Below are 26,981 nucleotides of genomic sequence, written 5' to 3' on the forward strand. Positions count from 1 at the left end.
CAACACCCGCGCGGTCATCCCCCCCCCGGCCTCCCCCCCCCCCCCCCCCCCCCCCCCCCCCCCCCCCCCCCCCCCCCCCCCCCCCCCCCCCGACCCCGCTACCGCTCGCGCCGGGCGCGCTGCCGGCGCAGGGATGCGACCCGGCGGTGGAGGGCGGCCGCCTCGTCGGCGCGGCCCAGTTGCTCCAGGCACTGGGCCAGGTCGCTCTGGCTGGTCAGCGCGTCGGGGTGGGTGGCGCCCAGGACCCGTTCGCGGGCGTCGGCCACCTGGCGGTAGCCGTCCAGCGCGTCGTTCCAGCGGCCGAGCCAGCCGAGGGCCACGGCGCTCTCCCGCCGGCTGACCAGGGTGTCGGGGTGGTCGGGGCCGAGGGCCCGCTCGCGCGCCGCGGCCACCGCCCGGGCTTCCACCAGGGCTTCCTGCCAGCGGCCCAGCCGTCCGAGGTTGACGCCCAGGCCGTGCCGGGCGCGCAGGGTTTCGGGGTCGTCGGCGCCCCGGGCGCGGGTGCGGGCCGCGATCAGGTCGCGGTAGAGCGCGAGGGCCTCCGCGCTGCGGCCGAGCCGGCCGAGGCCGATGCCGACCTCGTAGCGGGCGGCGAGGGTGTCGGGGTGGTCGGGGCCCAGGGCCGCCGAGCGGGCCGCCGCGACCTGCTGGTAGGTCTGCAGCGCCGCCGCCCAGTTGCCCAGCTTGCCGAGTACGTGGGCGAGTTCGCAGCGGGTGGTGAGGGTGTCGGGGTGGTGGGCGCCGAGGACCCGGGCGCGTGCCTCGGCCACCTCGCCGGTCATCGCCAGGCAGTCCTCCAGCCGGCCCAGCCGGCCGAGGTTGAGGGCGAGGTGGTGGCGGCAGCCGAGGGTGTCGGGGTGGTCGGGGCCCAGCGCGCGCTGCTGGTCGGCCAGCACCTCGGCGTAGCGCTGGTGGGCGTCGAAGTAGCGGCCCTGGCGGCCCAGCGCATGGGCGGACTCCAGGCGGCCGGTGAGGGCGGCGCGGCGGTCGTCGGGTGGTGCGGGGCTGGCGAGCGGGCCGGCCGGGGCGGCGTCGCCGCGGCGCGGGTCGTCGCCGCCGGTCCAGGTGTCGGTGAGGACCGTGGCGGCCCGGTCGGCCGTGGGGCGGGGCGGGCGGCGGGCGGCGCCGGCCGGGGAGCCAAGGGTCATGCCGCGGGTCCAGGACGGCAGCCGCGGGGTGGCGGCGGTGGTGTCGGCGGAGCCGGCCGGGGCGCGGCGCGCGGGGTGCCGATGGCGGGCGTCGGCGAGGCGTTTGGCGAGTTCGTCGGCGTCGCGTGGTCGGTCGTCGGGGTCCTTGGCGAGCAGTTCGAGCATGATCCGCTCGTAGGGCTCGGGCAGGTCGGGGCGGAGCGTGCGGGGCGGGGTGGGGGCGGTGTCGCGGTGTCCGACGAGCACCGCCCAGGCGTCGCCGAGGTCGAACGGGGGGACGCCGGTGGCCAGCTCGTAGAGCACACAGCCCAGGGAGTACAGGTCGCTGCGGTGGTCTATGGCGTGTGCGCCGATCTGCTCGGGCGACATGTAGTGCGGGCTGCCCATGGCGATGCCGGTGCCGGTGAGGCGGGCGGTGAAGCCGATGTCGTGGCCGAGGCGGGCGATGCCGAAGTCGCAGATCTTGACCGTGCCGTCGGTGGTGCGGACGATGTTCGCCGGTTTCAGATCGCGGTGCACGACGGCTTGTTCGTGGGTGTAGGCGAGGGCGGCGGTGACCTGCTCGGCGATCTCGATGACGTCCCTGACGGGCAGCGGCTGGCGACGGTTGTCGTCCAGCAGCTGGCTGAGATTGCGGCCGTTGAGCAGCTCCATGACGATGAAGAGCGTGCCCGCGTCCTCGCCGAAGTCGTGGACGACGGTGATGCCGCGGTGCTGGAGGGCGGCCGCGACCCGGGCCTCGCGCCGGAAGCGTTCGCGCAGTACCTGGAGGAACGACGGTTCGTGCCGGGGCCCCAGGGGCTTGAGGCACTTGACGGCGACCTGCCGGCCCAGTGATTCGTCGCGGGCCCGCCAGACCTCGCCCATACCGCCGCGGCCGATGGTGTCGAGCAGCCGGTAGCGCCCCTGAACCAGTCTGTTCTCCGCCATCCCGTATCGCCGCCCCCGTCCCCAGTGCCGCGGTCAGCCGCGCAGTTCCCCCTGCGTCCCGTCGTGCCCGTCCAGTATGGCGGCGCGAGCGCGGAGCTTGTAGGGCGCTGGGCGGGTGTCGGGGCCGAGTCGTTCGACGGCGCGCAGGATGTGCCGGGGCGGCAGCTGCCAGCGGACGGTGGGCGGAATGGCGCGCAGGAGGCGGCCGGTGGCGCGAAGACGGCGGGTGACGGCGGCCGGCGGGGGCGCGGGGCGCCGGTAGAGGTCGTGTGCGTACGCCGGGAGCGCGTCGTAGGCCAGGTGCGCGACCCGCTGCCAGAGCAGCGCGCGGACCGGGACGAGGGGGGCGGGGGTCGGGGGCCGGCGCAGGAACGCGTCGACCTGGCGGGCCTCGCAGGTCAGCGCCAGTTCGGGCCGTACGCCGTCGAAGTAGGCGGCGAGGGCGTCCCGGTCGCCGGGGACCGCGTCCGGTGCGAGGCCGACCAGGCGGGCGCTCGCGCGCTGTTCGGCGAGGTAGCGGTCGGCCTGGGCGTCGCTGACCGGGTAGCCGGAGCGGCGCAGTACGTGCAGGTAGGAGTCCACCTCCGCGCAGTGCACCCACAGCAGCAGGGCCGGCTCGTCGATGCGGTAGCGCTCGCCGGTGGCGGGGTCGGTGGCGGTCAGCCGGCGGTGGATGCCGCGGACCGCGGCGCCGGCCCGCTCGGCGGCTTCGGTGGTGCCGTAGGTGAGGGTGCCGACGAAGTCGGCGGTCCGCATCAGCCGGCCCCAGGCGTCGCGCCGGCCCCTGGCGTCCATGTGGAACGCGGCGGAGTTCTGCATGACGCCGCGCACGGCGCGCGGGTGCAGCGCCTGGAGGTACAGCGCGCGCACGCCCGCGATCCACATCATCGGGTCGCCGTGCAGCTGCCAGGTCACCGAGCGGGGCCCGAAGAGCCCGGGGTCGCCTGCCATGCGCCCCACCTCCCGTCTGGGGTCCCCCCGCGCCCTTGAGGCGTGGGGCCGGTCAGCGCCGTACGCGGGGCATCCCGAGGCCGATCCACGAGATGATCTCGCGCTGGATCTCGTTGTTGCCGCCGCCGAAGGTGAAGATGACCGCGGAGCGGTAGCCGCGCTCCAGTTCGCCGTGGAGCACGGCGCCGGCCGAGCCCTCCTTCAGCGGGCCGGCCGAGCCGACGACCTCCATCAGCCAGGCGTAGGCGTCCCGTCGGGCCTCGGAGCCGTAGACCTTGACCGCGGAGGCGTCCTGCGGGGTGAGCGTGCCCTGCTGGAGCGCGTCGACCATCTGCCAGTTCAGCAGCTTCATGGCGTCCAGTCTGGTGTGGGTGCGGGCCAGCCGTCCACGGACCCAGCCCAGGTCGATGACCCGGCGGCCGTCGGCGAGCTTGGTGTCGGCGGCCCAGCGCTGGACGTTGTGCAGGGCTCGGATGGCCATGGTGCCGTGGGCGGCGAGGGTGACCCGCTCGTGGTTGAGCTGGTTGGTGATGATCCGCCAGCCCTTGTTCTCCTGGCCGACGCGGCGGGTGGCCGGGACGGTGATGTTCTCGTAGTAGCTGGCGGTGGTGTCGTGCGAGGCGAGCGTGTTGATCACGGTGCAGGAGTAGCCGGGGTCGCTGGTGGGGACCAGGAGCATGGTGATGCCCTTGTGGGGCGGGGCGTCGGGGTCGGTCCGTACGGCCAGCCACACCCAGTCGGCGGTGTCCCCGTTGGTCGTCCAGATCTTCTGTCCGTTGACCAGGTAAGTGCCGGTCTCTTCGTCGCCCTCGCGTACCGCGCGGGTCTTGAGGGCGGCCAGGTCGGTGCCGGCGTCCGGTTCGCTGTAGCCGATCGCGAAGTCGATCTCGCCGGCGAGGATCCTGGGCAGGAAGTGGGCCTTCTGCTCCTCGGTGCCGAACTGCATGATCGTCGGGCCGACGGTGTTCAGTGCCATCAGCGGCAGCGGTACGCCCGCCTGTGCGGCCTCGTCGAAGAAGATGAACTGCTCCATCGGGGTCATCCCGCGCCCGCCGAACTCCTTGGGCCAGCCGACGCCGAGCCAGCCGTCGAGGCCCAGACGGCGCACGGTCTCGCGGTAGAACCGCTTCTGGGCGGTGGGGTCGGCGTACCGTGCGTAGGCGTTGTCCGGCACCAGTTCGGCGAAGTAGGTGCGCAGTTCGGCGCGCAACCGTTGCTGCTCGGGGGTGTATTCGAGGTGCACGGCCCCTCCAGTTCGTCCGGTCCCGTCGTCCGGTCCGGCGGCGCGGCGTTCCTGACGGAGCGTCGGATGCCGGATCGAGGGGCACAGTAGAACTTGTTCCAGTAATACGGAAGGGTGCCGGAGCGCGATCGCGCCGGGGCGGCCGCCGGGCCGGGCGCCGGTGCGGGGTGGGGCGCCCCGCACGCACGAAGGCCCGATACGGCACCTGTGGGGTGCCGTACCGGGCCCCGCCCGGGCACCATCAGCCCATGGCGTGCTTGGCCGGGTTGTTGTAGCCGGAGTGGTGCATCCGGCCGTGCTGCACGTCCTTGCAGTACTTGACCTTGCCGGTGTTGGTCACGTACTTCGCCGAGACCCAGGACGCCCGCTCGTCACGAGTGAGGTACCAGACGCTGTTGCCGGCGACGCTCTGGGTGCGCACCTTGCACACCAGGCCGATCTGCGCGCGGTGACGGAAGAAGCCCCTCACGGAGGAGTCCGTGCTGGGGTACTGACGCGCACTCAGGCCCATCTTCGTGGTGACGATGCCGTACGGCCTCGCGGTGCTGACGGGCCCGGGCGTCGCCGCCTGGGCCGACGCCGCGGCGGACAGCGTCGCACCCATGACGACGGCCGCGGCCAGTACGCCCGCGCCGGCGGCGAGTCTTCTGCCTCGGGCCACGAGGAGTTCGGTCGTGGACATAGGGGGTCTCCTGTTCTTGACGCGCAATGGCGCCCATTGGCGCAAACGGGACATTACGCGCAAAAAACCCATTGAATGAGGTGAAACGACGAACAGGCCGCCGATCGTGTGATGCGGGCGATCAGCCCTCGGTGCCGGCGCGGTAGATGCCGAAGGAAGCCCCTTGCGGGTCGCGGACCACGGCGATCCGCGGCCCGTCGGGGACGTCCGTCGGGGGCACCAGGAGCATGCCGCCGGACTCGGCGGCGCGCGCGGCCGTCTCGTCGACGTCGGCGACCGCGAAGTACGGCAGCCAGTGCGCCCTGACGTCGTCCGGGTAGAACTCGTCCAGCGCGCTCATCCCGCCGAAGTCGGCGCCGTCGATGCCCCACTGCGGATAGTCCTCGTGGGTGCCCACGGTCCATCCGAAGACGCCCGTGTAGAAGACCTTGGCGGCCGCCTCGTCACGGGTGGCGAGCTCGACCCAGCCCAGCGAGCCCGGCGCGCTGAGCACCGCGGCGCCGGCGAAGGACCGGGCCTGCCACACCTCGAAGACGGCTCCCTCCGGGTCGGCCAGCACCGCGAATCGACCCAGGTCGAACACGTCGCTCGGCGCCCTGACCTGCCGCCCGCCGGCCCGGGTGACCGCCGCGGCCAGCGCGTCGGCGTCGCGCGTCGCGAACGACACGGTCCAGGCGGTGGGCCGGCCGGGGGCGGAGAGCGGGGCCAGCGCGGCGACCGGGGCGGCGCCCAGGTACAGCACCGTGTAACCGCCCGCCCCGTCGCGCGGGTCGGTCTCGGCGCGCCAGCCGAAGACCTGGCGGTAGTACACCTTGGCGGCGTCGACGTCCGAGGTGCCCAGCTCCACCCAGCACGGCGCGCCGGGGGTGGGCTCAGTGATCTTCACGCCGTGTTCCGTCCCTCCGCGCCGCACCGTTGCGGGGCGCGCGCCGTCGCGCCCGTGCGCGGCCGGCCGCCGCCCGTACGCTGCCGATCGTCCGACGGACACCCGGGGCCCGCAACCGGAGGGCGGACGCCTCGGGCCCGTAGGCCGGGACGCCCGGGCGGTCAGGGCCCCTCCTGCCCCTGCCCGGCCATCCGGCGCAGGTGGCGCAGGGACCCCTGCGGGGCGTCGGGGGAGATGGCGTTGGCCAGTCCGCGGGCGGCCATCTCGGCGGCCCGCGCCGAACGGGGCAGCATGGCCGCCTCATAGGCGCGCAGCGCCTCGTCGTGGTCGTCGTGGCGCGCGACCAGGGCCTCGGCGAGTTCGCAGCCGTCGAGCATCGCGAGGTTGGCGCCCATGCCGGAGAACGGTGTCATCAGATGCGCGGCGTCGCCGAGCAGCGTCAGGCCCGGGGTGTGGATCCAGGTGTGCGGCACGGGCAGCGCGAACAGCGGGCGGTTGACGAACCCGCCGTCGTTCTCCCGCAGCAGCGCCAGCAGCCGGTCGTCCCACCCGGCGAACGTCTCCAGGAGTACGGCGCGCACCGCCTCGGTGTCCGCCATCACCAGCCCGGCCTGCAGCGCCCAGTCCTGGGATCCCCGGAAGGCGGCGTACCCGCGGATGTGGGCGTGGCTGTTGCGCTGGGCGATCAGCGCCTTGTCGGCGTGGGCCGCCATCATGCTGCCGTCGCCGACCAGGCGGGCGATGCCGGGGTGGCGGGCGTCGGCGTCGTCGAGGCCGAACTCGACGAAGGTGACCCCGGAGTAGTGCGGGGTGGCGTCGGAGAGCAGCGGGCGCACCCGGGACCAGGCACCGTCGGCGCCGATGACCACGTCGAAGGTCTCGGTGCGGCCGTTGTCGAACTCCGCCTTGTGGCGCCCGTCGCCGAGCGGATGGACGGTGCGCAGGTAGTGGCCCCAACGGACCGTGCCGGGCGTGAGGGAGTCCAGCAACAGACGCCGCAGCCGGCCGCGGTCGATCTCGGGGCGGTCGGTGACGTCGGCGGCCGGGGTGTGCTCGAAGAGCAGGGTGGCGGCGCGGTCGAGCAGCCGCATCTGCTGCCCTTCGGGGCGGGCCAGGGCGCTGAACTCCTCGTACAGCCCGGCCGCGTGCAACGCCTTTTGACCGGTCGTCAGGTGCAGGTCCAGCGTGCCGCCTTGCGGGCGGGCATCGGCGGACGCTTCATGATCGTAGACGGTGACCGGTACGCCGTGCCGCTGCAGGACGCGGGCGCAGGTCAGGCCGCCGGGGCCGGCGCCGATGACCGCGATGCGGGGAGGGGTGGGTGTCATGCCACCCAGAAAAGCACAGCAGATTAGAAAGTGCAACGACTACACTTTTTTAGCTGTGCAACCCATCTCCCCTCCGACCAGAAGGGCGAGCGGGGCGACAAGGGGATAAATAACCCCAGGTCAGGAGTGTCCAGGACGGAGGCGCGCAATTGATCACCGACATAAGGGATAGTTGACCGTTTTCCGAATGGGCGTTTGCAGGTTTAGGCATGCCTAACCTAATGTCACGACGCGTGTCGACGACCAAACCATCTGCCACCGCGCCACCGGCGCCCGGCGAGCGCCCCGCCGCGAGCCCCCTGCGGCGCGTGCCGCTGCTGGTGGCCGGGCTCTGCGCGCTGGCGGTCTGCGCCGCCCTGAGCCTCGCCCTCGGCGCGCGGTCCGTACCGCTGTCCACCGTGCTGGACGCACTGTCAGGAACCGCGCACGGGCGGGACGCCATCGTGGTGACGGGGCTTCGGCTGCCGCGCACGGTGGTGGCGCTCGCGGTCGGCGCGGCGCTCGGCGTGGCCGGCGCGGTCGTCCAGGGCATCACCCGCAACCCGCTCGCCTCCCCCACGACGCTGGGCATCAACGCGGGCGCCGGCTTCGCCGTGGTCACCGCGATCTACGCACTGCATCTGACCCGGCCCGTCGAGTACCTCTGGTTCGCGTTCGCGGGCGCCGCGGCGGCCGCGCTGTTCGCCCAGGCGCTGGCCCGGCGCGCCGGCGACCTCGACCCGGTACGCCTCGCCCTGGGCGGCACCGTGCTGCAACTGGTCCTGCTCTCCTGGACGTCGACGGTGATGCTGGCCAGCAAGCGGTCGCTGGACGAGGCCCGGTTCTGGCTGGCCGGTTCGCTGGCCGAGCGGCCGCTGGAGGTGCTCTATCCGGTGCTGCCGGCCCTGGCGCTCGGCCTGGTCGTCGCGCTGGCCATCACCCCGGCCCTCAACGCCCTGGCGCTGGGCGACGACTCGGCGCAGTCGCTGGGTGTCCCGGTGACCCGGATCCGGCTGGCCGGCGGACTGGCCGTCGTCCTGCTCGCGGCGTCCGCGGTGGCCGTGGCCGGCCCGCTGGCCTTCATCGGGCTGGCCGCACCGCACCTGGTCCGCCAGCTGCTGCGCACCTCCGACCACCGGATCGTGGTGCCCGGCTGCTTGATCGTCGGTCCGCTGCTGCTGCTTGCCGCCGACATCCTCGGACGGGTCGTCATCCGGCCGTCCGAGCTGCAGGTCGGCATCATCAGCGCGTTCCTCGGCGCCCCGCTGCTGGCGCTGCTGGCCCGGAAGGTGGCGCGATGAACGACGTCGTACACGGCGCGAAGCCCCTTGCCGCCACTGCCCCCGCGCGCCGGGCCACCGGGCGCCGGACCGCGCTGCTGACCGTCGCGGGCCTGCTGGTGCTGTGCGCACTGATCACGGTCTCGGTGGCCAACGGGGAGATGCCGCTGCCGCCCCTCGACGCGGCCAAGGGCCTGTTCGGGCTCGGGGATTCGGCCACGGTGCTGGTGGTCCAGGAGTTCCGGGCCCCGCGGATGGTGGCGGCGGTCGTCGCGGGCGCGGGGCTGGCGGTGGCCGGTGCGCTGCTGCAGCGGCTGTTCCGCAACCCGCTCGCCTCGCCCGACGTGATGGGGGTGACCGGCGGCGCCTCGTTCGGCGCGGTGGCGATGCTGGCCGCCGGGGCCTCGCAGATGCTGATGCCGCTGGCGGCGCTGGGCGGCGGGCTGCTCGCCGCGGTGCTGCTGGGGGTGTTCTCCTGGCGCTCCGGGGCCGGTGTGACCCGGCTGGTGCTGGTGGGGCTCGCCGTGCAGGCGGGGCTCTCGGCGGCGGTGAGCTTCATGGTGGTGCGCTTCCCCGCGGAGCTGGCCGGCTCGGCGCTGCAGTGGACCACCGGCTCGGTGTACGGGCGCAGCTGGACCGAAGTGTGGTCGGCGGGCGGAGGAGTGGCGATCGCGCTGGTCGTCGCCTTCGCGCTGAACCGCCGGCTGGCGGTGCTCGATCTGGGCGACGACTCGGCCGGCACGCTCGGTCTGAACACCCGGGCGGCCCGGCTGCAGATCCTGCTCGTCGCCATCGTCCTGGCCTCGCTGGCCGCCGCGCTCACCGGCCCGGTCGCCTTCGTCGCGCTGGCCGTCCCGCACATGGTGCGGTTCCTCGCCGGGCCGCCGACCGCCGGGACGCTGGCGCTGTCCGGCCTCGCCGGTGCCGTACTGCTGCTCGCCTCCGATCTGGTGGCGCAGTATCTGCTGCCGGTCAGCGGGCTGCCGGTCGGAGTGGTCACCGCCACTCTGGGCGCGCCCTGGCTGCTGGTGCTGATGATCCGTCAGAGCAGTTCCGTCAACAGGAGTGTCCGATGACCGCCAACCAGCTCGCCACCCACGGACTCGACCTGCGCTACGGCGACCGGCTGGTCGTCGGCGGCCTCGACCTGGAGCTGCCCGGCGGCGCGGTCACCGCCGTCGTCGGCCCCAACGCCTGCGGCAAGTCGACCCTGTTGCGCGGTCTGACCCGGCTGCTGGCGCCGGCCGCCGGCACCGTCACCCTGGACGGCGCCGACATCCACCGGATGCCGGCCCGGACGCTCGCCCTGCGGATGGGCCTGCTCCCCCAGCAACCGGTGACGCCGGACGCGATCACCGTCGAGGCGCTGGTACGGCTCGGCCGCTACCCGCACCAGCGGCTGCTGAGCGGCTGGTCGACGGCCGACCAGCAGGCGGTGGAGGAGGCGCTGCGGCGCACCGGCACCACCGGGCTGCGCGACCAGCCCGTCGACCAGCTCTCCGGCGGTCAGCGCCAGCGCGCCTGGATCGCGCTGGCGCTGGCGCAGGACACCGACCTGCTGCTGCTCGACGAGCCCACCACCTTCCTGGACCTGCGGCACCAGCTCGACGTCCTCGACCTGGTCGCCGCACTGCACGCCGAGGCGGGCCGCACCGTGGTGATGGTGCTGCACGACCTCGGGCAGGCCGCGCGTTACGCGGACCATCTCGTGGTCCTCAAGGACGGGCGGCTGGCCGCGGCCGGCGCCCCGGCGGACGTACTCGACGCGGAGCTGGTCAAGTCCGTGTTCGACGTCGACTGCCGGGTGATCCCCGACCCCGAGACCGGCACCCCGCTGGTGGTGCCCAAGGGCAGCGCGCGGCGGCACACCGCCGCCTCCGCCTGACCGCAACACCGCTCTCCCCCACGGGCGTTCCCGCTTTCTCCGCTCCCTCCAAGGAAGTCACCCTCCCATGTTCACCAGAACCGCTTTCCGTGGCCGGCTGCTCGCCGCGCCCCTCGCCGTCGTCGTGGGCGCCGCCGCCCTCACCGCCTGCGGCGGCAACGCCTCCGACGACGCCTCGGCCAAGGGGGACGCCGGCGCCGGCTTCCCGCGCACCGTCAAGAGCGTCATGGGCGGCGAGGTGAAGATCCCCGCCAAGCCCAAGCGCGTGGTCGTCCTGGACACCGGTGAGCTCGACGACGTCACCATGCTGGGCATCAAGCCCGTGGGTGCGGTCTCCCCGCACATGAAGACCGAGGGCGGCTTCCCCGGCTACCTCAAGGACAAGATCGGCGGCGTCAAGGACGTCGGTCCGCTGCTGGAGCCCAACCTCGAGAAGATCATCTCCCTCAAGCCCGATCTGATCCTGTCCTCCAAGGTCCGGCACGAGAAGATCTACGACAAGCTCAAGGACATCGCGCCGACCGTCTTCACCGAGACCACCGGCGGCCCCTGGAAGGCCAATCTGAAGGTCCACGCCAAGGCCCTGGGCCTGGAGAAGCAGGCCGACGAGAAGCTCAAGGCGTACGAGGCGCGGGCCAAGGCACTGGGCGAGGCCATCAAGAAGAAGTACGGCAAGATGCCGTCGGCCTCGGTCGTCCGCTTCGTCGCCGGCCCGACCCGCCTCTACCAGAAGTCCTCCTACAGCGGCGTGGTCCTCGACGACATCGGCCTGGCCCGGCCGAAGTCGCAGAGCTCCACCGACCCGGCGAACCCGATGCTCGACGTCAGCCCCGAGCAGATCGACAAGGCCGACGCCGACCTGGTGTTCGTGACCGTCGCCGACACCCCGGACAAGACCCAGCAGAAGGACGTCACGTCCAACCCGGTCTGGAAGGACCTGCCGGCGGTCAAGAAGCACAAGGTCTTCGACGTGCCGGACGAGACCTGGATGTCCGGCATCGGCATCCAGGCCGCCGAGCACATGCTCGCCGACGTGGCCAAGGCCGCCGGCGTGCCGCTGCCCAAGGCCTGAGACACCCGGAGAGGGGTGGGCCGCCGTCCCCCGGCCCGCCCCGACCCGACCCCCCTCCCCCGCACCGCCCTTGATCCCGAAGGTGTCCCGCTCATGCGGATGTATCTGCTCGCGCTCAACCCCACCGACTCGGTCACCGACGGCTTCCTGCCCGCCGCCGCCCGCCTCGGCCTCGACATCACGGTCCTGACGGACCGGCCCGAAGCGCACCGGCGCGCCTACCCCACGACCGAGGTCCTGGAGTGCGACGTGCGTGACTTCCGCGCCGTCATCACCCGGATCACCACCCACCACCCGGCCGACGCGGTCTTCACCAACAGCGACCATCTGCAGACCCAGGCGGCGCTGGTCGCCGACTACTTCGGACTGCCCGGCAAGGACTGGCGGGCCGCACTGCGGGCCAAGAACAAGGCCGAGATGCGCCGCCATCTCGCGGCGGCCGGCGCCGACACCGTGCGGACCGCCGAGCTGGCGCCGGACCAGGACCCCTCCGTGCTGACCGGCGCCGGTCTGCCCTACCCCTGTGTCCTCAAGCCCCGCGAAGGCGTGGCCAGCGAGGACGTGGTGCTGGTCGGCGACGCCGAGGAGCTGGTGGCGCGCGCCAAGGAGATCCAGGCGCGGCGGCCCGGTGCCGCCCTGGTCGCCGAGGAGTTCCTGCCCGGTGAGCTCTACACCCTGGAGACGCTCGGCGACGGACGGGTGCGGCACGTACTGGGCGGATTCCACACCGTCGTCTCCCCGCCCCCGGCCTTCATCGAGGAACGGCTCGACTTCATCGCCGCCCACCCCGAGCCCGTCGTCGCCCAGGTGCTGGCCCAGCTCGACGCGCTGGGCGTCGGATTCGGGGCCTGTCACACCGAGTTCGTGGTGCACCAGGGACGGGCGCGGCTCATCGAGGTGAACTACCGCGTCATCGGCGACCAGTGCGACCTGCTGCTCGCGCAGCTCCTGGACATCCCGCTCTTCGAGCACATCCTGCGCACTCATCTGGGCGAGCCGCTGCCCGCCGACCTCGGTGCCCGGCGCGACGGCGCGGGCCGGGTGGACTACGCCCTGGCCGACCGGGCCGGGACCCTGACCGGCGCGCCGGCGGCCACGGACCGCGAGGTGGACGGCGTACGGCTGAGCTACCGGCCGCTGCGCGAGGTCGGCAGTGCGCACCCGCTCTACGCCACCAACCGCGACTACCTGGGCGTACTGCGGGTCACCGGCGCCGACCGGGCGGCCGTGGACCGGCTCGCGGACGGCTTCTTCGCCACGGAGCGCTGGGAGATCTCCTCGTGACCGTCGCCCCCGACACCCTCGCGGGCCGGGCCGACGAGGCGCGGGCCGGGACGGCCGAGGAGTCCGAGCTGCTGCTGCGGGTGCTCGGCGCGCTGCTGCGCGAGGACGTCGTCGGGCTGCGCACCCGTGGCACCGTGCTGGAGCGGCCGGACGGCCCGTGGCTGCGACTGCCCGCCGGCGAGGGGACCGGTGCCCTGCTGCTGCCGCTGGGGCCGGACGGCTACCAGGGCGAGTACGCGGCCCGGCTGCCGCTGCTCGTCCGTGAGTCCGACGGCGCCCGGCTGACCTCGGCCGACGAGATCGTGGCCGCGCTCGGCGAGCTGGCCGACCCGGTCGACCGTCCGGGCTTCGAGGCGTTCGCCGAGGAGTGCCGGCAGACGCTGGCGACGATGCGGCTGCACGCCCGGACCCGGGAAGAGGTCGAGGCGGTGCTGGCGAAGCGTCACGGCCCGGACGCCGATTCCTGGCTGGGGCTGGACGGGGGGCTGGCGTACGACACCCTCGCGGCCCGGCTCGACCACCCCGTGTACCCGACCGCCCGCGGCCGCCTGGGCCTGGAGGAGTCCCAACTGCGGTCCTACGCACCGGAGTTCCGGCCGCGCTTCGCACTGCGCTGGCTCGCCGTCCCGCGCGGTGCGGTCACCGTGCCCGGCGGGGAGGCGACACTGCCCCGCTCCTGGCCGACGCCCGCCGAGCTGGGTCTTCCGCACCTCGAAGGCAGCCATCTCGCCCTCCCCGTACACCCGTTGACGCTCGGCGACCCGCTGCACGAGGCGCTCGGCGCGACCGGCCTGGAGCGCGATGCGGTGCTCTCCGAACGCGCGGTGCTCGGCGTGGTGCCGACGTTGTCGATGCGGACCGTGGCGGTGGCCGCCGATCCCCGGCTGCACCTGAAGCTGCCGCTGGCCACCTCGACGCTGGGGCTGCGCAACCGGCGGACCATCAAGCCGCCCACGCTCGTCGACGGCGCCGAGGGCCAGCGGCTGCTGGCGAGGGTGCTCGCCCGCGAGCCGCGGTTCGCGGAATCGGTCCTGCAGGCCGACGAGACGGTGTATGCGCACGCCGGCCATGAGCTGCTGGCCGTACTGTGCCGGCGCTACCCGGCGGGCCTGGAGGAAAGCGCCGTGGTGCCGATGGCCGCGCTGCTCGCCCCGGCGCCCGGCGGACGGCTGGTGATCGACCTGCTCGCCGACCGCTACTACGGCGGCGACCCGCTGGCCCTGCTGGACGCGTGCCTGACCCTGCTCTTCGACTGGCAGACCACGCTGTTCGGGTACGGCATCGGCCTGGAGTCACACCAGCAGAACATCTCGCTGGTGCTCGACGAGGGGGCGCACGGCACCCGGCTGCGGCTGCTGTTCAAGGACAACGACGGGCCTCGGATCAACAGCCTGCGGCTGCGCGACGCCCTGGGCGCGGACGCCCCGGGCCCCGCGGACTTCGCCGACCCGCGGATCTTCGCCGCGGACGACCAGCCGGTGCTGGACCTGTTCACCACCATCACCGTCCACCTCTGCGCGGGCTCCTACGCCTTCGGGCTGGCCCGGCACGGGCGGGCCCCGCTCGACCGGCTGCTGGCCCTGGTCCGCGACCGGCTCGCCGAGGCCGTCGAGCGGCTGGGCACCGCGCCGGGCGAACCGGGCGCCGTGCTGCGCTCGCATGTGCTGGACGCCGGGCACCTGCCGGTCAAGGCCATGGTCAGCGCCGGAACCCTGCTGTCCAAGGAGCGCTCGGGCGCGGCCGACATCAACAAGCACTACACCACCGGACCCAACTACCTGCTGTCTGCGGTGACATGACGATGAGCCGGACAAGCCCGACGAGATCCGTCGCCACCCGCCGCGACGACGCGGCCGCGGTCGAGACCAAGGTCGGCCCGGGCCTCGCCCGCCGTCAGGTGTACGCGGTGGCCGGCTGCTACTTCGTGGCGTCGTTCGCCGCGCTGGGGCTGCCGCCGTACCTCACCGAGATCCTCCCCGAGCTGGGCGACGGCGCCGCCCGCTGGGCCGGACTGCTGTACATCGTGCCCACCATCTTCGGTGCCGTCGGCGCACCGTTGTGGGGGCGGCTCGCCGACCGGTTCGGCCGCAAACGGCTGCTGCTGCGGGCACAGCTGGGGCTCGCCGCGGCGTTCGTGCTGGCCGGCTGGGCCGATTCACTGGGGACCTTCGCCGCCGCCCTGGTCCTCCAGGGGGTCCTGGGGGGAACCTTCGCGGCCTCGAACGGCTATCTGGGGGCGGCACTCGAAGGCCACGCCCTGTCCCGGGCCCTGACCCTGATGCAGGGCAGCGCCCGGGCGGCGCTGGTGTGCGCACCGATCGTCGTCGGCGCGCTGACGCCCTGGCTCTCGCCGCACCGCCAGTACGCGCTGATGGCGCTGCTGCCGCTGGCCGCCGCCGTGATGCTGGCGGCGCTGCCCGAGCCACCACGGACCCGGGCCACCGGATCGTCCCAGGCCGCGGCCGTGGCGGAGGAGGCGGCCGGGCCGGCCGAGGCCGCCGCGGTCGATCCCGTCGAGTGCGCCCCGGCCGCCTCCCTGCGGGCCCTGTACGCCCTGGAGTTCACCTTCGTGTTCTCCACCGTCATCTCCTTCCCGTACCTGATCGCCCTCATCAAGGAGCGCATACCGGGCACCGGGCCGATGGTGTCCGGTGTCCTGTTCGCGCTGCCGCACATGTGCTATCTGGTCGCGGCGATCGCGGTGCACTCCCTGTTCCACCGCCGCCCCCGGCTCGGCATCGTGCTCGGCTTCGGCTGTATCGCGCTGGGCCTGGCCGGGCACGGCATCGCCGACTCGCTCGCCGCGTTCGTCGCGGTACGGCTGGTGCTCGGCGCCGGGCTCACGATGGGCCTGGTCTGTCTGTCCGTACTCGCCGCCGACTGCGCCAAGGGCCGTGCCCCCGGGGGGCTGTTCGGCTCGATCGAATTCTTCTCCAAGGCCGGTGCGGTCGCCGCCGGAGTGGCCGCCGCGGCCGGCAACGACTGGTTCGGGCCCGCCGCGCCGGTCCTTACCGGGACCGCGGCGGCGCTGGCCGCCGTCCTCGCCACCGGCGCACCCGGCCTGCTGCCGCGCCTCCTCCCCCGTACTCTCCGGACCCGCAGGAGCCCTCGATGCCCTCGCTGACCAATTCGCCCGGCACCGCCCCGGCCACGCCCGCCGGCCTGCCCACCGCCGACCACGCCGTGGCGCACACCCTGCTCAACTGTCTGCTGCGCGAGGTGTCCGGACCCGAGCACCAGACCGCCGTGGACGACGGGCGGCTGCTGCTCAGGCTGCCGCGCCGCGGGGTGCTGCTGCGGGTCGCGCTGCGCCGTACGTCGCTGCTCGGCGCGCACCGGTTCACCGGCCCGGTGACCGAGCAGACCGCCGGCGGCTGGGCCGAGGTCGGCTGGCGCCGGCTGGCCGAGTACGTGCACGCCGAACTGTCGCTGCGGACCGGTGTGGACAACGAGGAGTTCCTGGCCCAGATCGCCTCCAGCCACCAGGCCGTCACCGCGGCGCTGTCCGCCCGCGCGGAGCGGCACCCGGGCGCCGACACCGACAGCAACGACCGGCAGGCCGCTCTTGCCGACTGGCAGTCGGCGTATGTCGCCTCCGAGCAGTCGCTGGTCCTCGGCCACCGCTTCCACCCCACGCCCAAGGCCCGTACCGGCGACCCCGCCGCCTGGCAGTCCTACGCCCCGGAGACCGGCGCCGCCTTCCCGCTGCTGCTGCTCGCCGTACGGCAGGAGCTGATCGCCGAGGAGGCGGCCGAAGCCGATGCCGTCGCACCGCTGGACGCCCTGCACCCCGGCGTGCCGGACGGCTACCGGCTGCTGCCCGTCCACCCCTGGCAGTACGAGCTGCTGCGCGACCACCCGGGCCTGCGGCAGGCCCTGGACCGCGACGACATCCGCGTCCTGGGCACCGGCGAGCAGCCCTTCGCGGCCACCGCGTCGGTCCGCACGCTCTACGACGGCGAGGCGTTCCTCAAGTTCAGCCTGAACGTCCGGATCACCAACTGCCTGCGCAAGAACGCCAGTTACGAACTGTCCGGCGCAGTGGCGCTCACCCGTCTGCTGGCGCCGGTGCTGGACGATCTCGCCACCCGCTTCCCCGGCAGCGCGGTGCTGCGCGAGCCCGCCTACCGCAGCCTGGCGCTGCCCAACGCCGACGGCCGCCCGGACACCGAGCTGCTCGAGGGGTTCGGCGTCATCGTCCGCGAGGGCCTGTCCCAGCGGCTGCTGCCCGGCACCACCCCGCTGCTGGCGGCCGCGGTCGCCGACGAGTACCCCACCAGCCCGGCGCACATCTCCCGCCTCCTTGACGGCGCCGGGCCGCAGGCCGCGCTGGAGTGGTGGGCCGCCTATCTGGGCCTCCTCCTCCCGCCGGTGCTCGCCGCCTACTTCGACCACGGCCTGGTGCTGGAGCCGCATCTGCAGAACGTCCTGGTCTGCGTCGACGGCGACGGAATGCCGGCCCAGGTGCTCTTCCGCGACCTGGAAGGCACCAAGCTCGTGCCCGAGCACCACACCGAGCTGCTGGCCTCGCTGCCCGAGCGGATCGCGGCGCCGATGACCTACGACGCCCAGCGCGGCTGGGACCGTGTCGTGTACTGCCTGCTGGTCAACCACGTCGCCGAGATGCTCGCCGCGCTCGCCGATCTGCACCCGGGTTTCGAGGCCGAGCTGTGGGCGCAGGTCCGCCGCACCCTTCAGGCCCACGCGGACCGGCACGGCTGCCCGCCCCGGCTGGCCGCCCTGCTGGCCGGCGTGCCGCTGCCCGCCAAGGCCAATCTGCTCACCCGCTGGGAGCGCAAGGCCGACCGCGAGGCCGGGTATGTCCTGCTGCCCTCGCCGCTGGCCGAGGCCGTCCTGTCGGGCGCCGTGCGCGCCGACGACACCACCCCCTGGAGCGCACGATGACCGCCCCCACCGCCGCCGTCCGCGAGCGTGCCCTGTCCCTGGGCGCCGAGGAGCTCCCCGCGTACCTCTACGACCTGGCGCCCCTGCGCGCCCACATGGCCGAGGTGCGGGCCGCGCTGCCCGAGAGCGTGGAGCTCTACTACGCGGCCAAGGCCAACCCGGAGGCGGAGATACTCGCCGCGCTGCGCCCGTACGTCGACGGCTACGAGGTCTCCTCGGGCGGCGAACTGGCACACGTCGGCAAGGCCGTGCCGGACGCGCCGCTGGCCTTCGGCGGCCCGGGCAAGACACCGAAGGAGATCGCCCAGGCGCTCGAACTCGGGGTGCGGCGCTTCCACGTGGAGAGCCGCTACGAGCTCCACATGCTCGGCCGCCTCGCCGCCGACCTCACCCCCGACCGGCGGGTCGCGGTCCTGGCCCGCTTCAACCTGCCCGTCGACGACGGTTCCCTGGACGGCAGCTCGCTGGCCATGGGCGGCCGACCCACCCCCTTCGGGCTGGACCCGGAGCAGGCCGACGAGGTCGTCGCCCACCTCACCGACGGCAGCTACCCGCAGCTCGAACTCGTCGGTGTCCACGCCCACCTGGCGAGCGGTCTGGAGGCCCCCGAGCAGCTGGCCGTCTCCGAGGCCGTCGTGACCTGGGCCGCGCGGCTCGCCCGGCGCCACCGCATCAACCTGTCGGAGGTGACCGTCGGCGGCGGTATGGCCGTCGACTACGCCGCACCGGAGCGCCGCTTCGACTGGGCGGCCTACGGGGCGGGGCTGGCCCGGCTGGCGGCCGCCCACCCCGGTGTCACGCTGCGCATCGAGCCGGGCCGGGCGCTGACCGCGTACTGCGGCTGGTACGCCACCGAGGTGCTGGATGTGAAGCGGAGCCACGGCGAGGAGTTCGCCGTGGTCCGCGGCGGCACCCACCATCTGCGCACCCCCGCGACCAAGGGGCACGACCAGCCCTGCACGGTACTGCCGACCGACGCGCCCTGGCCGCACCCCTGGCCCCGCTCCGCGGCGAGCGGCGACCGCGTCACCCTCACCGGCCAGCTGTGCACGCCCAAGGACGTCCTGGCCCGTGCGGTCCCGGCGGCGGGGCTGCGGGCCGGCGACCGGGTGCTGTTCGGCGTGGCCGGGGCGTACGCCTGGAACATCTCGCACCACGACTTCCTGATGCACCCGCGCCCCGGCTTCCACTTCCTCGGTACGGCACAGGAGGGCTGATACTGCGCCCCGACGAGGTGCACGGCCCCGGAGCGCCGGGCCGAGCGGCACGCGGGCGGTGTCCGGGCCTTCACTCTGGGTGAGGGCCGGGATCCGGTGGCCCGTGCGCCGCGCGGGCACCTGGGGCGGGCGGCCGCATCTCACGGAGGGCCGCGAGGGACTGTGTGGTCGCCGTAACGACCGTTGATCGCTTCATGTGACACCCGCTTAACGGGCGGCTCGTAGGGTCGGAGCCCGGCATCCGACCACTAAGGGGACCGTCCGTGACCGCACCGGAACCGCTGGCAGAGCACCTGACACAGGTGCGGACGGCGTGCTCGTACTGCGGTGTCGGCTGCGGAATCGTCCTGGACGTGGCCACGGACGGCGACGGCCGCCGTACGGTCCGCAAGGCGGTCGGCGACAAGGCGCACCCGACGAACGCGGGCCGGCTGTGCACCAAGGGCGCGACCAGCGCCGAGCTGCTCGCCGCGCCGGGGCGGCTGTCGACCGCCCTGGTGCGCGCGGACCGCGGCGACGAGCCGGTGGCCGCCGCGATGGACACCGTGATCAAGCAGACCGCCGGCCGGCTGCGGGCGATCGTCGACGAGCACGGCCCGGACGCGCTCGCCCTGTACGTCTCCGGTCAGATGACGCTGGAGGCCCAGTACCTGGCGAACAAGCTCGCCAAGGGCTTCGTGCGCACCCGGAACATCGAGTCCAACTCACGGCTGTGCATGGCGAGCGCGGGCAGCGGCTACAAGCTGTCGCTGGGCGCGGACGGCCCGCCCGGCTCGTACCAGGACTTCGAGCACGCCGAGGTGTTCCTCGTCATCGGCTCCAACATGGCCGACTGCCATCCGATCCTCTTCCTGCGGATGATGGAGCGGGTCAAGGCGGGCGCCAAGCTGATCGTGGTCGATCCGCGGCGCACCGCCACCGCGGCCAAGGCGGACCTGTTCCTGCAGGTCGCGCCGGGGACGGATCTGGCCCTGCTCAACGGGCTGCTGCGGCTGCTGGTCGACGGCGGGGCGATCGACGAGGAGTTCGTCGCCGAGTGCACCGACGGCTGGGAGGCGATGGCCGAGTTCCTCCAGGACTACCGGCCCGAGGCGGTCGCGGAGATCACCGGGATCCCGGAGGCGGACCTGCGCCGGGCCGCCGAGTGGATCGGCGGCGCGGCGGGCGCCTGGATGAGCTGCTGGACGATGGGGCTGAACCAGAGCACGCACGGCACCTGGAACACCAACGCGCTGATCAATCTGCATCTGGCGACCGGTGCGATCTGCCGCCCGGGCGCCGGTCCGTTCTCCCTCACCGGTCAGCCCAACGCGATGGGCGGCCGCGAGATGGGCTACATGGGGCCGGGGCTGCCCGGCCAGCGGTCCGCGCTGGTGGCCGAGGACCGTGCCTTCGTCGAGGAGCTGTGGGGTCTGCGGCCGGGGACGCTGCGGGCGGACGGGGCGGGCCGGGGGACCGTCGAGATGTTCCGGGAGATGGCGGACGGGGACATCAAGGCGTGCTGGATCATCTGCACCAACCCCGTCGCCTCGGTCGCCAACCGCCGGACGGTCATCGAGGGGCTGGAGGCCGCGGAGTTCGTCGTGGCGCAGGACGTCTTCACCGAGACCGAGACCAACGCCTACGCCGATGTGGTGCTGCCGGCCGCCATGTGGGGCGAGTCCGAGGGTGTCATGGTCAACTCGGAGCGCAATCTGACGCTGGTGCGGCAGGCCGCCGATCCCCCCGGCGAGGCCTGGCCGGACTGGCGGATCATCGCGCGGATCGCCTGCGAGATGGGGTACGAGGACGCCTTCGGCTATGAGAGCGCGGAGGAGATATTCGAGGAGATCAAGCGCGCCTGGAACCCGCAGACGGGGTACGACCTGCGCGGGGTGTCCTACGAGCGGCTGCGTCGTACCCCGGTGCAGTGGCCCAGTGCGTCGGCGGACGGGCCCGACCGCAATCCGGTGCGCTACCTCAACGACGGTGTGAGCCAGCAGGTGGCCCTGCGCCCGGACGGCTCCCGGCCCCGGTTGTCCTTCCCCACCCCCAGCGGTCGGGCCGTGTTCTTCGCCCGGCCGCACCTGCCCGCGGCCGAGATGCCCGACGACGACTTCCCCTTCGTGCTCAACACCGGCCGGCTGCAGCACCAGTGGCACACCCTGACCAAGACCGGCAAGGTCGCCAAGCTCAGCAAGCTCAACCCGGGGCCGTTCGTGGAGATCCATCCGCGGGACGCACAGGCGCTGGGCGTCGCGGAGGGCGATGCGGTGGAGGTGGCCTCGCGGCGCGGGCGGGCGGTGCTGCCGGCCGTGGTGACCGACCGGGTGCGGCCCGGGAACTGCTTCGCGCCGTTCCACTGGAACGACCTGTTCGGCGAGTACCTCAGCGTCAACGCGGTGACCAACGACGCGGTCGATCCGGTCTCCTTCCAGCCCGAGTTCAAGGTCTGCGCGGTCTCGCTGGCCCGGGTCGCGGGCGAGCGGGGGCCGACGGGGAGCGTGGCCGGGGCGCGCACGGAGGGGGCGCCCGGGCCCGCCGCGGAGTTCGGCGGCGGTACGGAGGGCGCGGTGGCGCTGCTGTCCGAGGTGTTCCGGATCCCCGATCCCACTCCGCCGGTGCTGGCCGCGCACGAACGCCGCTATCTGTCCGGCTTCCTCGCCGGGCTGCGTTCGGGGAACGCCTCGGGGACGCCCGTACTGCCCGCGCAGGCGCCGTTCGGCCCGGAGACCGCGCTGTGGGTGAACGGCGTGCTGGCCGGGATGTTCTCGCGGGTCGAGGACGGCCGGCCGGCGGCGGACAGCGCGGCGGGCGCACCCGCCGAGGCCGCCGACGCCGCGCCGGCCCGTACGGTCATCGTGCTGTGGGCCTCGCAGACCGGCAACGCGCAGGAGGTCGCCGCCGACACGGCCCGGCGGCTGAAGGGCAGCGGGCGGGACGCGACGCTGCTGAGCATGGCCGAGAGCGCGCCGGCGACCCTGCCGCGCACCGCCGATCTGCTCATCGTCACCAGCACCTTCGGCGACGGTGACGCGCCCGACAACGGATCGGGGTTCTGGGAGACGCTCAACGCGCCGGACACTCCCCGGCTGGAGGGGGTGCGCTACTCCGTCCTCGCACTGGGCGACTCCTCCTACGACGACTTCTGCGGCCACGGGCGCCGGCTCGACGCGCGCCTGGCCGAGCTGGGTGCGGTGCGGCTGGTGCCGCGCACGGACTGCGAACCGGACTACGAGCAGCCGGCGGGGCAGTGGGTCGAGCAGGTGCTCAGTGCCCTGGAAGGCGGGGCGGACGCGGGGGACGCCGGTGGTGCCGGGGAGGCGGGGGCGCCCGCGCCGGCCGCCGCGCCGCCGGCTCCCGCCCGCGCCGCCAAGCCCGCACCGAGCGTCGCCCGGCTCGTCGGCAATCAGCTGCTCAGCCGTGCCGGGGCCGGCAAGGAGGTGCGCCGCTTCACCTTCGACACCCGCGACGTCGAAGGCGGGCCGCTGGACTACGCGGTGGGCGACGCACTCGAGGTGCAGCCGACCAACTGCCCGGAGCTGGTCGCGGAGTGGCTGGACCACACCGGTCTCGACCCCGCCGCCACCGTCGAGGTCCCGGGCCTGGGCACGGTGTCGTTCGGCGAGGCGCTGCTGCGCCATCTGGACATCACGCGGATCTCCCCGAGCCTGCTGCGGCTGACCGCCGAACGCACCGGTGACCGGCTGCTGAAGAAGCTGCTGCGGCCCGACAACAAGGGCGAGTTCGCGCAGTGGGCCTGGAGCCGGCAGGCCGTCGACGTGCTGGCCGAACACCCGGTCCGGGCCGATGCCGCGGAGTGGGCCACCGTCCTGCCGCGGTTGCGGCCGCGGCTGTACTCCATATCGTCGAGCCCGCTGACCGACCCCGGCCTGATCGATCTGACGGTCTCCGTCGTGCGCTACGAGAACCGCCACGGCCGCCCGCGCAAGGGCGTGGCCTCCGCCTTCCTCGCCGACGCCGAGCCCGGCAGCCCGGTGCCGGTGTCCGTCCGGTCCGCCCCCCACTTCCGGCCGCCGGCCGACCCGGCCACACCGATGGTCATGGTGGGGCCCGGCACCGGCGTCGCGCCCTTCGTCGGGTTCCTCAACGAGCGACGCGCCCGCGGCCACCGCGCCCCCAACTGGCTGTTCTTCGGCGAGCAGCGCCGCGCCACGGACTTCTACTACGAGGACGAACTCGGGCGGCTGCGCGAGGAGGGGCTGCTCACCCGGCTGGACACGGCGTTCTCCCGCGACCAGCGCGCCAAGGTGTACGTGCAGGACCGGATGCGTGAGCACGGCGCCCAGCTGTGGTCCTGGCTGCAGGACGGTGCCCACTTCTATGTGTGCGGCGACGCGTCCCGGATGGCCAAGGACGTCGACCGCGCCCTGCGCGAGATCGCCGTGGCGCACGGGGGCCTGACGCAGGACGCGGCCGCCGGCTACGTCAAACAGCTCGCGGCCGAGAAGCGCTACGTCCGCGACGTGTACTGACCGGGGGTGGCGAGACGCCTCGGTGTCCAGGACCTCCGACGCGTACTCGTACGGCCGGAAGTCCCGCACCAGGTCCGTCCCGGCGGCGGTTTCCCGAACGGGCCGATCACCGGCATCGGCCGCAGGATGGAGGGAAAAGGAGAGAGCGCTATGACCGCCACGACCACAGCCGCCACCGCCGCCGGCGTCCCGGCCGCCGGGGCGTCGGCCACCGAACCGGCGCCCGACGGGCCCGGCCCCGTGCCGAGCCGGCCGGAGCCGGTGCCGCGCGACCCGGTCCCGGCCGAGCCGGTTCCGGACGAGCCGGGCCCACGACCCGAGGAACCGCCGGGTGGGGAACCGGAGGAGAACCCCGCCCCCGAGCCGCCCGACTGAAGCGGGCCCGCACCGGGGCCCCGCCGGGCCGGACCGCCGCGCGCATGAGGGCCTGTCAGCCACCGGTGCCTGCCGCGCGTCGGCGGTACGGCACCTCCGCGCGCCCGGCCCGCGGTGCAGGTCCCTGACATGCGGACGGTCGGTGCCTGTGGAAACGTGGAATCAGGGCATGACCACCGGCGGGTCCGTGCCGGCGGCCAGGTTTCTCAAGTGAGGAGTGGACCATGGCCCCTCAGAAGCAAAGCGTCGGCGGCTGGACGGCATTCGCCGCCGTACTGATGATCTTCGGTGGTGCGATGGCCTTCCTGGAGGGCATCTCCGCAATCGCCAAGGACAACGTCTTCGTCACGACGCGGAACTACGTGTTCTCGTTCAACCTCACGGGCTGGGGCTGGATCCATCTCATCCTGGGCCTGGTCATCCTCCTCGCGGGCGTCGCGCTGCTGATGAGCGGTGCGACATGGGCCCGCGTCCTCGGTGTCGTCCTCGCGGGCCTCGCGGCACTGGCGAACTTCCTGTGGATCCCGTTCTACCCGTTCTGGGCCATCGTGCTGGTCGCGATAAACATCTTCATCATCTGGGCGCTGTGCGCGGGAGACCACCGGCACCCGGTGACCTGAGGCCGGGCGTCCGGGCGCCCCGTGTGCCCTCACACCGGACCACGACTCCCGGTCCTCGCCGGACGGCGATCCGTCCCGCGGGGCCGGGAGTCCGTCCGTACGGCGCGCCCGATCCCTCCCGGGACAGGTGATCCATCCCGGGATGTGCGCTTCCTCCGCCCCGTCTAGCATGGAGCCGACCGGCACCGATGAAGGCGGCCCCCATGCGTCCCACGGCGAAGTTCTCCATCAGCTTCGGCCTGGTCACGATCCCGGTCGCCGCGTACAACGCCACGGACAGCTCGGCGTCGGTCAGCTTCGTGCGCATCCACACGGCGGACGGCGGGCGGGTGCGCAATCAGCCCGTGTGCTCGCTGGAGGGCGTCGAGATCCCCCCGGACGAGATCGGCCGCGGCTACCGGCCCGGCGACGGCGAGACCGTCGTACCGCTGAGCGACGACGATCTGGACGCGCTGCCGCTGCCGACCGCGAAGACGCTGACGATCCTGGCCTTCGTCGCCGGCGGTGACATCGACCCGCTGCAGATGGGCAAGGGCTACTACCTGGGTGTCGACAGCCCCGCCGCGGCCAAGCCCTATGTGCTGCTGCGCGAGGCGATGGAGCGGCACCAGCGCGTCGGGCTCGGCAAGATCGCGCTGCACGGGCGGGAGACGCTGGCCGTGATCCGCCCGTTGGAGGGCGCGCTGGTGATGCAGGTGCTGCTGTGGCCGCACCAGATCCGCCCGATGGACGGGGTGCTGCCCGAGCGGCAGGAGAAGATCGCCGCCAAGGAGGTGGCGGCCGCCGAGGCCCTGATGGACTCCTACGGCGGGCTGTCCGAGGACGATGTGCACGATCACTACCGGGAGGCGCTCGACGAGATCGTGGCAGCGAAGCTGGCGCATCGCGAACCGGCGTTCGAGGCCGGCGAGGAGCCGCCCGCGGGCCAGGTGATGGACCTGATGGCGGCCCTGCAGGACAGCGTGCGCGCCGCCAAGCGGTCGCGCGGCGAGGAGGAGGGATCCGGGCCCGCCGCGAAGAAGGGCGGGGCGAAGAAGCCGCCCGCGAAGAAGGCCACCGCCAAGACCGCCGCCAAGAAGGCCACCGCCCAAGCCGCCTCCGGGGCCGGCAGGAAGACCGCCGCCAAGAAGCCGCAGGCGGCGAAGGAGACCGGGACCGGACGCGGCCGGCGGGCCGGCTGAGCCCATCGGGCCGCGGCTCAGCCGCAGGAGGTGTGGGGCTTGGGCATCCTGCCGTCCAGCAGGAAGTCGTCGACGTACCCCTGGATGCAGGCGTCACCGGAGGCGTAGGCGGCGTGCCCCTCGCCGCGGTAGGTCAGCACCATGCTGGAGTTGTCCAGTTCACGGGCCATGTTGAGGGCGCCCTCGTACGGTGTCGCCGGGTCGTTGGTGGTCGCGACGAGCAGGAGGGGAGGCGCGTCGGGGGCCGCCACCTCGCGGGAGGAGTCGTCGCCCGCGGCGGGCCAGCCGTAGCAGTCCAGCAGGGTCGGGGCGATGTCCGGGCCGAAGAGCGGGGAGGCCCGGGTGAGTTCCCGCTCCGCTCGGGGGTAGTCCTCGGCGTCGTAGCGCTCCGAGGTGTCCCGGCAGGAGACCGCCCGCAGGGCCAGCTGGTCCTGCGGCGGCAGCTTGTCCCGGCCGGCCTGCCGCGCCGGGACCCGGTGGGCGCCGCCGGCCTGGCTGCCGCCGGCGTCGCTCAGCCGGAGGATGCCGGCGCCGTCGCCGCGCCGCAGCTGCGCCAGCGCCTGCCGCAGCGCCGGCCAGTCGCTTCTGCTGTAGAGGGCCTCGCGCAGCGCGTAGACATACGTCGTCTGGTCGACCGTCCTCCCCTTCACCGTCATCGGGCGGTCACTCAACTGCCGGTACCAGCTGCTCAGTTGGTCCTGCGCACGGCGCCCGTCGGTGCCCATCGGGCAGTCCTTGGCCCGTATGCAGTCGGCGGCGAAGTCGTCCAGCGCCCGCTGGAAGCCCTTCGCCTGGGCCAGTGCGGTCTGCCAGGTGTTCTTGGTCGGGTCCTCGACGCTGTCGAGGACCATCCGGCCGACCTTGTCCGGGAACTGGTGGGCGTAGACCGCGCCGAGCTTGCTGCCGTAGGAGAACCCCAGGTAGTTGAGCTTGCCGTCGTGGACCGCGGCACGCAGCACGTCCATGTCCCGGGCGACGTCGGGGGTGCCGACCCAGGGCAGCAGCCCGCCGGAGTACCGGCCGCAGGCGTCGTTGATGCGCTTCTCCTTCGCCGCCAGGGTGTCCTGTCCACCCTCGGCGGGGGCGAGGTCGGTACCGCAGGTGACGGGTTCGGTGCGGCCGGTGCCGCGCGGGTCGAAGCTGACGATGTCGTAGCGCTGCCCCAGCCGGGCGAAGGCGCTCCCGTTGTCGATCAGATAGTCCACGCCGGAGGCACCCGGCCCGCCGGGGTTGATCACCAGGGAACCGAGCCGCTCGCCGGGTCCGGTGGCGCGCAGCCGGATCAGCTGGACCCGCAGCGTGGTGCGTGCGGGGTCGGCGTAGTCGCGCGGCACCTCCAGCCGGGCGCACTCCAGGCGTTGCTGATAGCCCGGCGGCTGGGTGGCGTCCTGCCCCGGTGTGCCGCTGCGCATGTCCTGTCCGCAGGGCTCCCAGGCGAGCCGCTGCTGGTAGAAGCGCGCCAAATCCGGGTCATCGACGGCCGTGGCGGCCGGAGTTCCCGCGAAGAGGGCGAGCAGCGCCACCACCGCGCCCACGGCCG

20 protein-coding genes are annotated in these 26,981 nt (G+C 73.6%); 13 read left to right on the forward strand and 7 right to left on the reverse strand.

What is annotated here, in order from left to right:
* Positions 1-98: 98 nt before the first annotated feature.
* From AC0680_RS27960 to AC0680_RS27985, 6 genes are all read right to left on the reverse strand, one after another.
* On the reverse strand, positions 99-2,078 hold the full coding sequence (locus AC0680_RS27960) for a serine/threonine-protein kinase (RefSeq protein WP_478633907.1): 1,980 nt from the start codon (positions 2,076-2,078) through the stop codon (positions 99-101).
* A gap of 33 nt (positions 2,079-2,111) precedes the next feature.
* Positions 2,112-3,029, reverse strand: coding sequence for an oxygenase MpaB family protein (locus tag AC0680_RS27965; RefSeq protein WP_478633909.1), 918 nt, complete (start codon positions 3,027-3,029; stop codon positions 2,112-2,114).
* A 52-nt stretch (positions 3,030-3,081) separates the two neighbouring features.
* Positions 3,082-4,272, reverse strand: coding sequence for an acyl-CoA dehydrogenase family protein (locus AC0680_RS27970; protein WP_478633911.1), 1,191 nt, complete (start codon positions 4,270-4,272; stop codon positions 3,082-3,084).
* A 241-nt stretch (positions 4,273-4,513) separates the two neighbouring features.
* Entirely contained in the window at positions 4,514-4,954 is a 441-nt protein-coding gene (locus tag AC0680_RS27975) for an SH3 domain-containing protein (protein ID WP_478633914.1), read from the reverse strand.
* Between the two features lie 121 nt (positions 4,955-5,075).
* Positions 5,076-5,840: a VOC family protein gene (locus AC0680_RS27980; RefSeq protein WP_478633916.1), complete on the reverse strand. Its 765-nt coding sequence runs from the start codon at positions 5,838-5,840 to the stop codon at positions 5,076-5,078.
* A 161-nt stretch (positions 5,841-6,001) separates the two neighbouring features.
* On the reverse strand, positions 6,002-7,168 hold the full coding sequence (locus AC0680_RS27985; RefSeq protein ID WP_478633919.1) for an FAD-dependent oxidoreductase: 1,167 nt from the start codon (positions 7,166-7,168) through the stop codon (positions 6,002-6,004).
* A 308-nt stretch (positions 7,169-7,476) separates the two neighbouring features.
* On the opposite strand from AC0680_RS27985, the gene AC0680_RS27990 reads away from it, so the two are divergent.
* The 13 genes from AC0680_RS27990 (at position 7,477) to ku (ending at position 25,441) form a co-directional block, all read left to right on the forward strand.
* Positions 7,477-8,448 (forward strand): FecCD family ABC transporter permease, encoded by a 972-nt coding sequence (locus tag AC0680_RS27990; RefSeq protein WP_478634036.1) that lies wholly within the window; start codon positions 7,477-7,479, stop codon positions 8,446-8,448.
* Positions 8,445-9,503 carry a FecCD family ABC transporter permease gene (locus tag AC0680_RS27995; RefSeq protein ID WP_478633922.1) on the forward strand — a complete coding sequence of 353 codons (1,059 nt, stop codon included), beginning with the start codon at positions 8,445-8,447 and terminating at the stop codon, positions 9,501-9,503. The genes AC0680_RS27990 and AC0680_RS27995 overlap by 4 nt, the downstream gene beginning before the upstream one ends.
* The gene (locus AC0680_RS28000; protein WP_478633924.1) at positions 9,500-10,312 is read left to right on the forward strand and encodes an ABC transporter ATP-binding protein; all 813 of its coding nucleotides are present in this window, start codon (positions 9,500-9,502) and stop codon (positions 10,310-10,312) included. Before AC0680_RS27995 ends, AC0680_RS28000 begins: the two co-directional genes overlap by 4 nt.
* Before the next feature lie 67 nt (positions 10,313-10,379).
* Positions 10,380-11,384 (forward strand): ABC transporter substrate-binding protein, encoded by a 1,005-nt coding sequence (locus AC0680_RS28005; protein WP_478633927.1) that lies wholly within the window; start codon positions 10,380-10,382, stop codon positions 11,382-11,384.
* Between the two features lie 93 nt (positions 11,385-11,477).
* Complete coding sequence (locus AC0680_RS28010) at positions 11,478-12,668, forward strand: ATP-grasp domain-containing protein (RefSeq protein ID WP_478633930.1); 1,191 nt, start codon at positions 11,478-11,480, stop codon at positions 12,666-12,668.
* Positions 12,665-14,467, forward strand: coding sequence for an IucA/IucC family protein (locus AC0680_RS28015; protein ID WP_478633933.1), 1,803 nt, complete (start codon positions 12,665-12,667; stop codon positions 14,465-14,467). Before AC0680_RS28010 ends, AC0680_RS28015 begins: the two co-directional genes overlap by 4 nt.
* A gap of 2 nt (positions 14,468-14,469) precedes the next feature.
* Positions 14,470-15,792, forward strand: a complete 1,323-nt coding sequence (locus AC0680_RS28020) for an MFS transporter (RefSeq protein ID WP_478633936.1) — start codon at positions 14,470-14,472, stop codon at positions 15,790-15,792.
* Positions 15,780-17,573: an IucA/IucC family protein gene (locus AC0680_RS28025; RefSeq protein ID WP_478633938.1), complete on the forward strand. Its 1,794-nt coding sequence runs from the start codon at positions 15,780-15,782 to the stop codon at positions 17,571-17,573. Before AC0680_RS28020 ends, AC0680_RS28025 begins: the two co-directional genes overlap by 13 nt.
* Complete coding sequence (locus AC0680_RS28030) at positions 17,570-18,790, forward strand: type III PLP-dependent enzyme (RefSeq protein WP_478633941.1); 1,221 nt, start codon at positions 17,570-17,572, stop codon at positions 18,788-18,790. Before AC0680_RS28025 ends, AC0680_RS28030 begins: the two co-directional genes overlap by 4 nt.
* A gap of 263 nt (positions 18,791-19,053) precedes the next feature.
* On the forward strand, positions 19,054-23,265 hold the full coding sequence (locus AC0680_RS28035) for a molybdopterin-dependent oxidoreductase (RefSeq protein ID WP_478633943.1): 4,212 nt from the start codon (positions 19,054-19,056) through the stop codon (positions 23,263-23,265).
* A 150-nt stretch (positions 23,266-23,415) separates the two neighbouring features.
* Positions 23,416-23,640: a hypothetical protein gene (locus AC0680_RS28040; RefSeq protein WP_478633945.1), complete on the forward strand. Its 225-nt coding sequence runs from the start codon at positions 23,416-23,418 to the stop codon at positions 23,638-23,640.
* Positions 23,641-23,864: 224 nt separating this feature from the next.
* Positions 23,865-24,260, forward strand: coding sequence for a DUF7144 family membrane protein (locus tag AC0680_RS28045; protein ID WP_478633947.1), 396 nt, complete (start codon positions 23,865-23,867; stop codon positions 24,258-24,260).
* A 203-nt stretch (positions 24,261-24,463) separates the two neighbouring features.
* Positions 24,464-25,441, forward strand: a complete 978-nt coding sequence (gene ku / locus AC0680_RS28050; RefSeq protein WP_478633949.1) for a non-homologous end joining protein Ku — start codon at positions 24,464-24,466, stop codon at positions 25,439-25,441.
* A gap of 17 nt (positions 25,442-25,458) precedes the next feature.
* On the opposite strand, the gene AC0680_RS28055 is transcribed toward ku, so the two are convergent.
* Complete coding sequence (locus AC0680_RS28055) at positions 25,459-26,976, reverse strand: alpha/beta hydrolase (protein WP_478633952.1); 1,518 nt, start codon at positions 26,974-26,976, stop codon at positions 25,459-25,461.
* Between the last annotated feature and the right edge of the window lie 5 nt (positions 26,977-26,981).

The organism is Streptomyces sp. NPDC043738 (genome assembly GCF_056436545.1).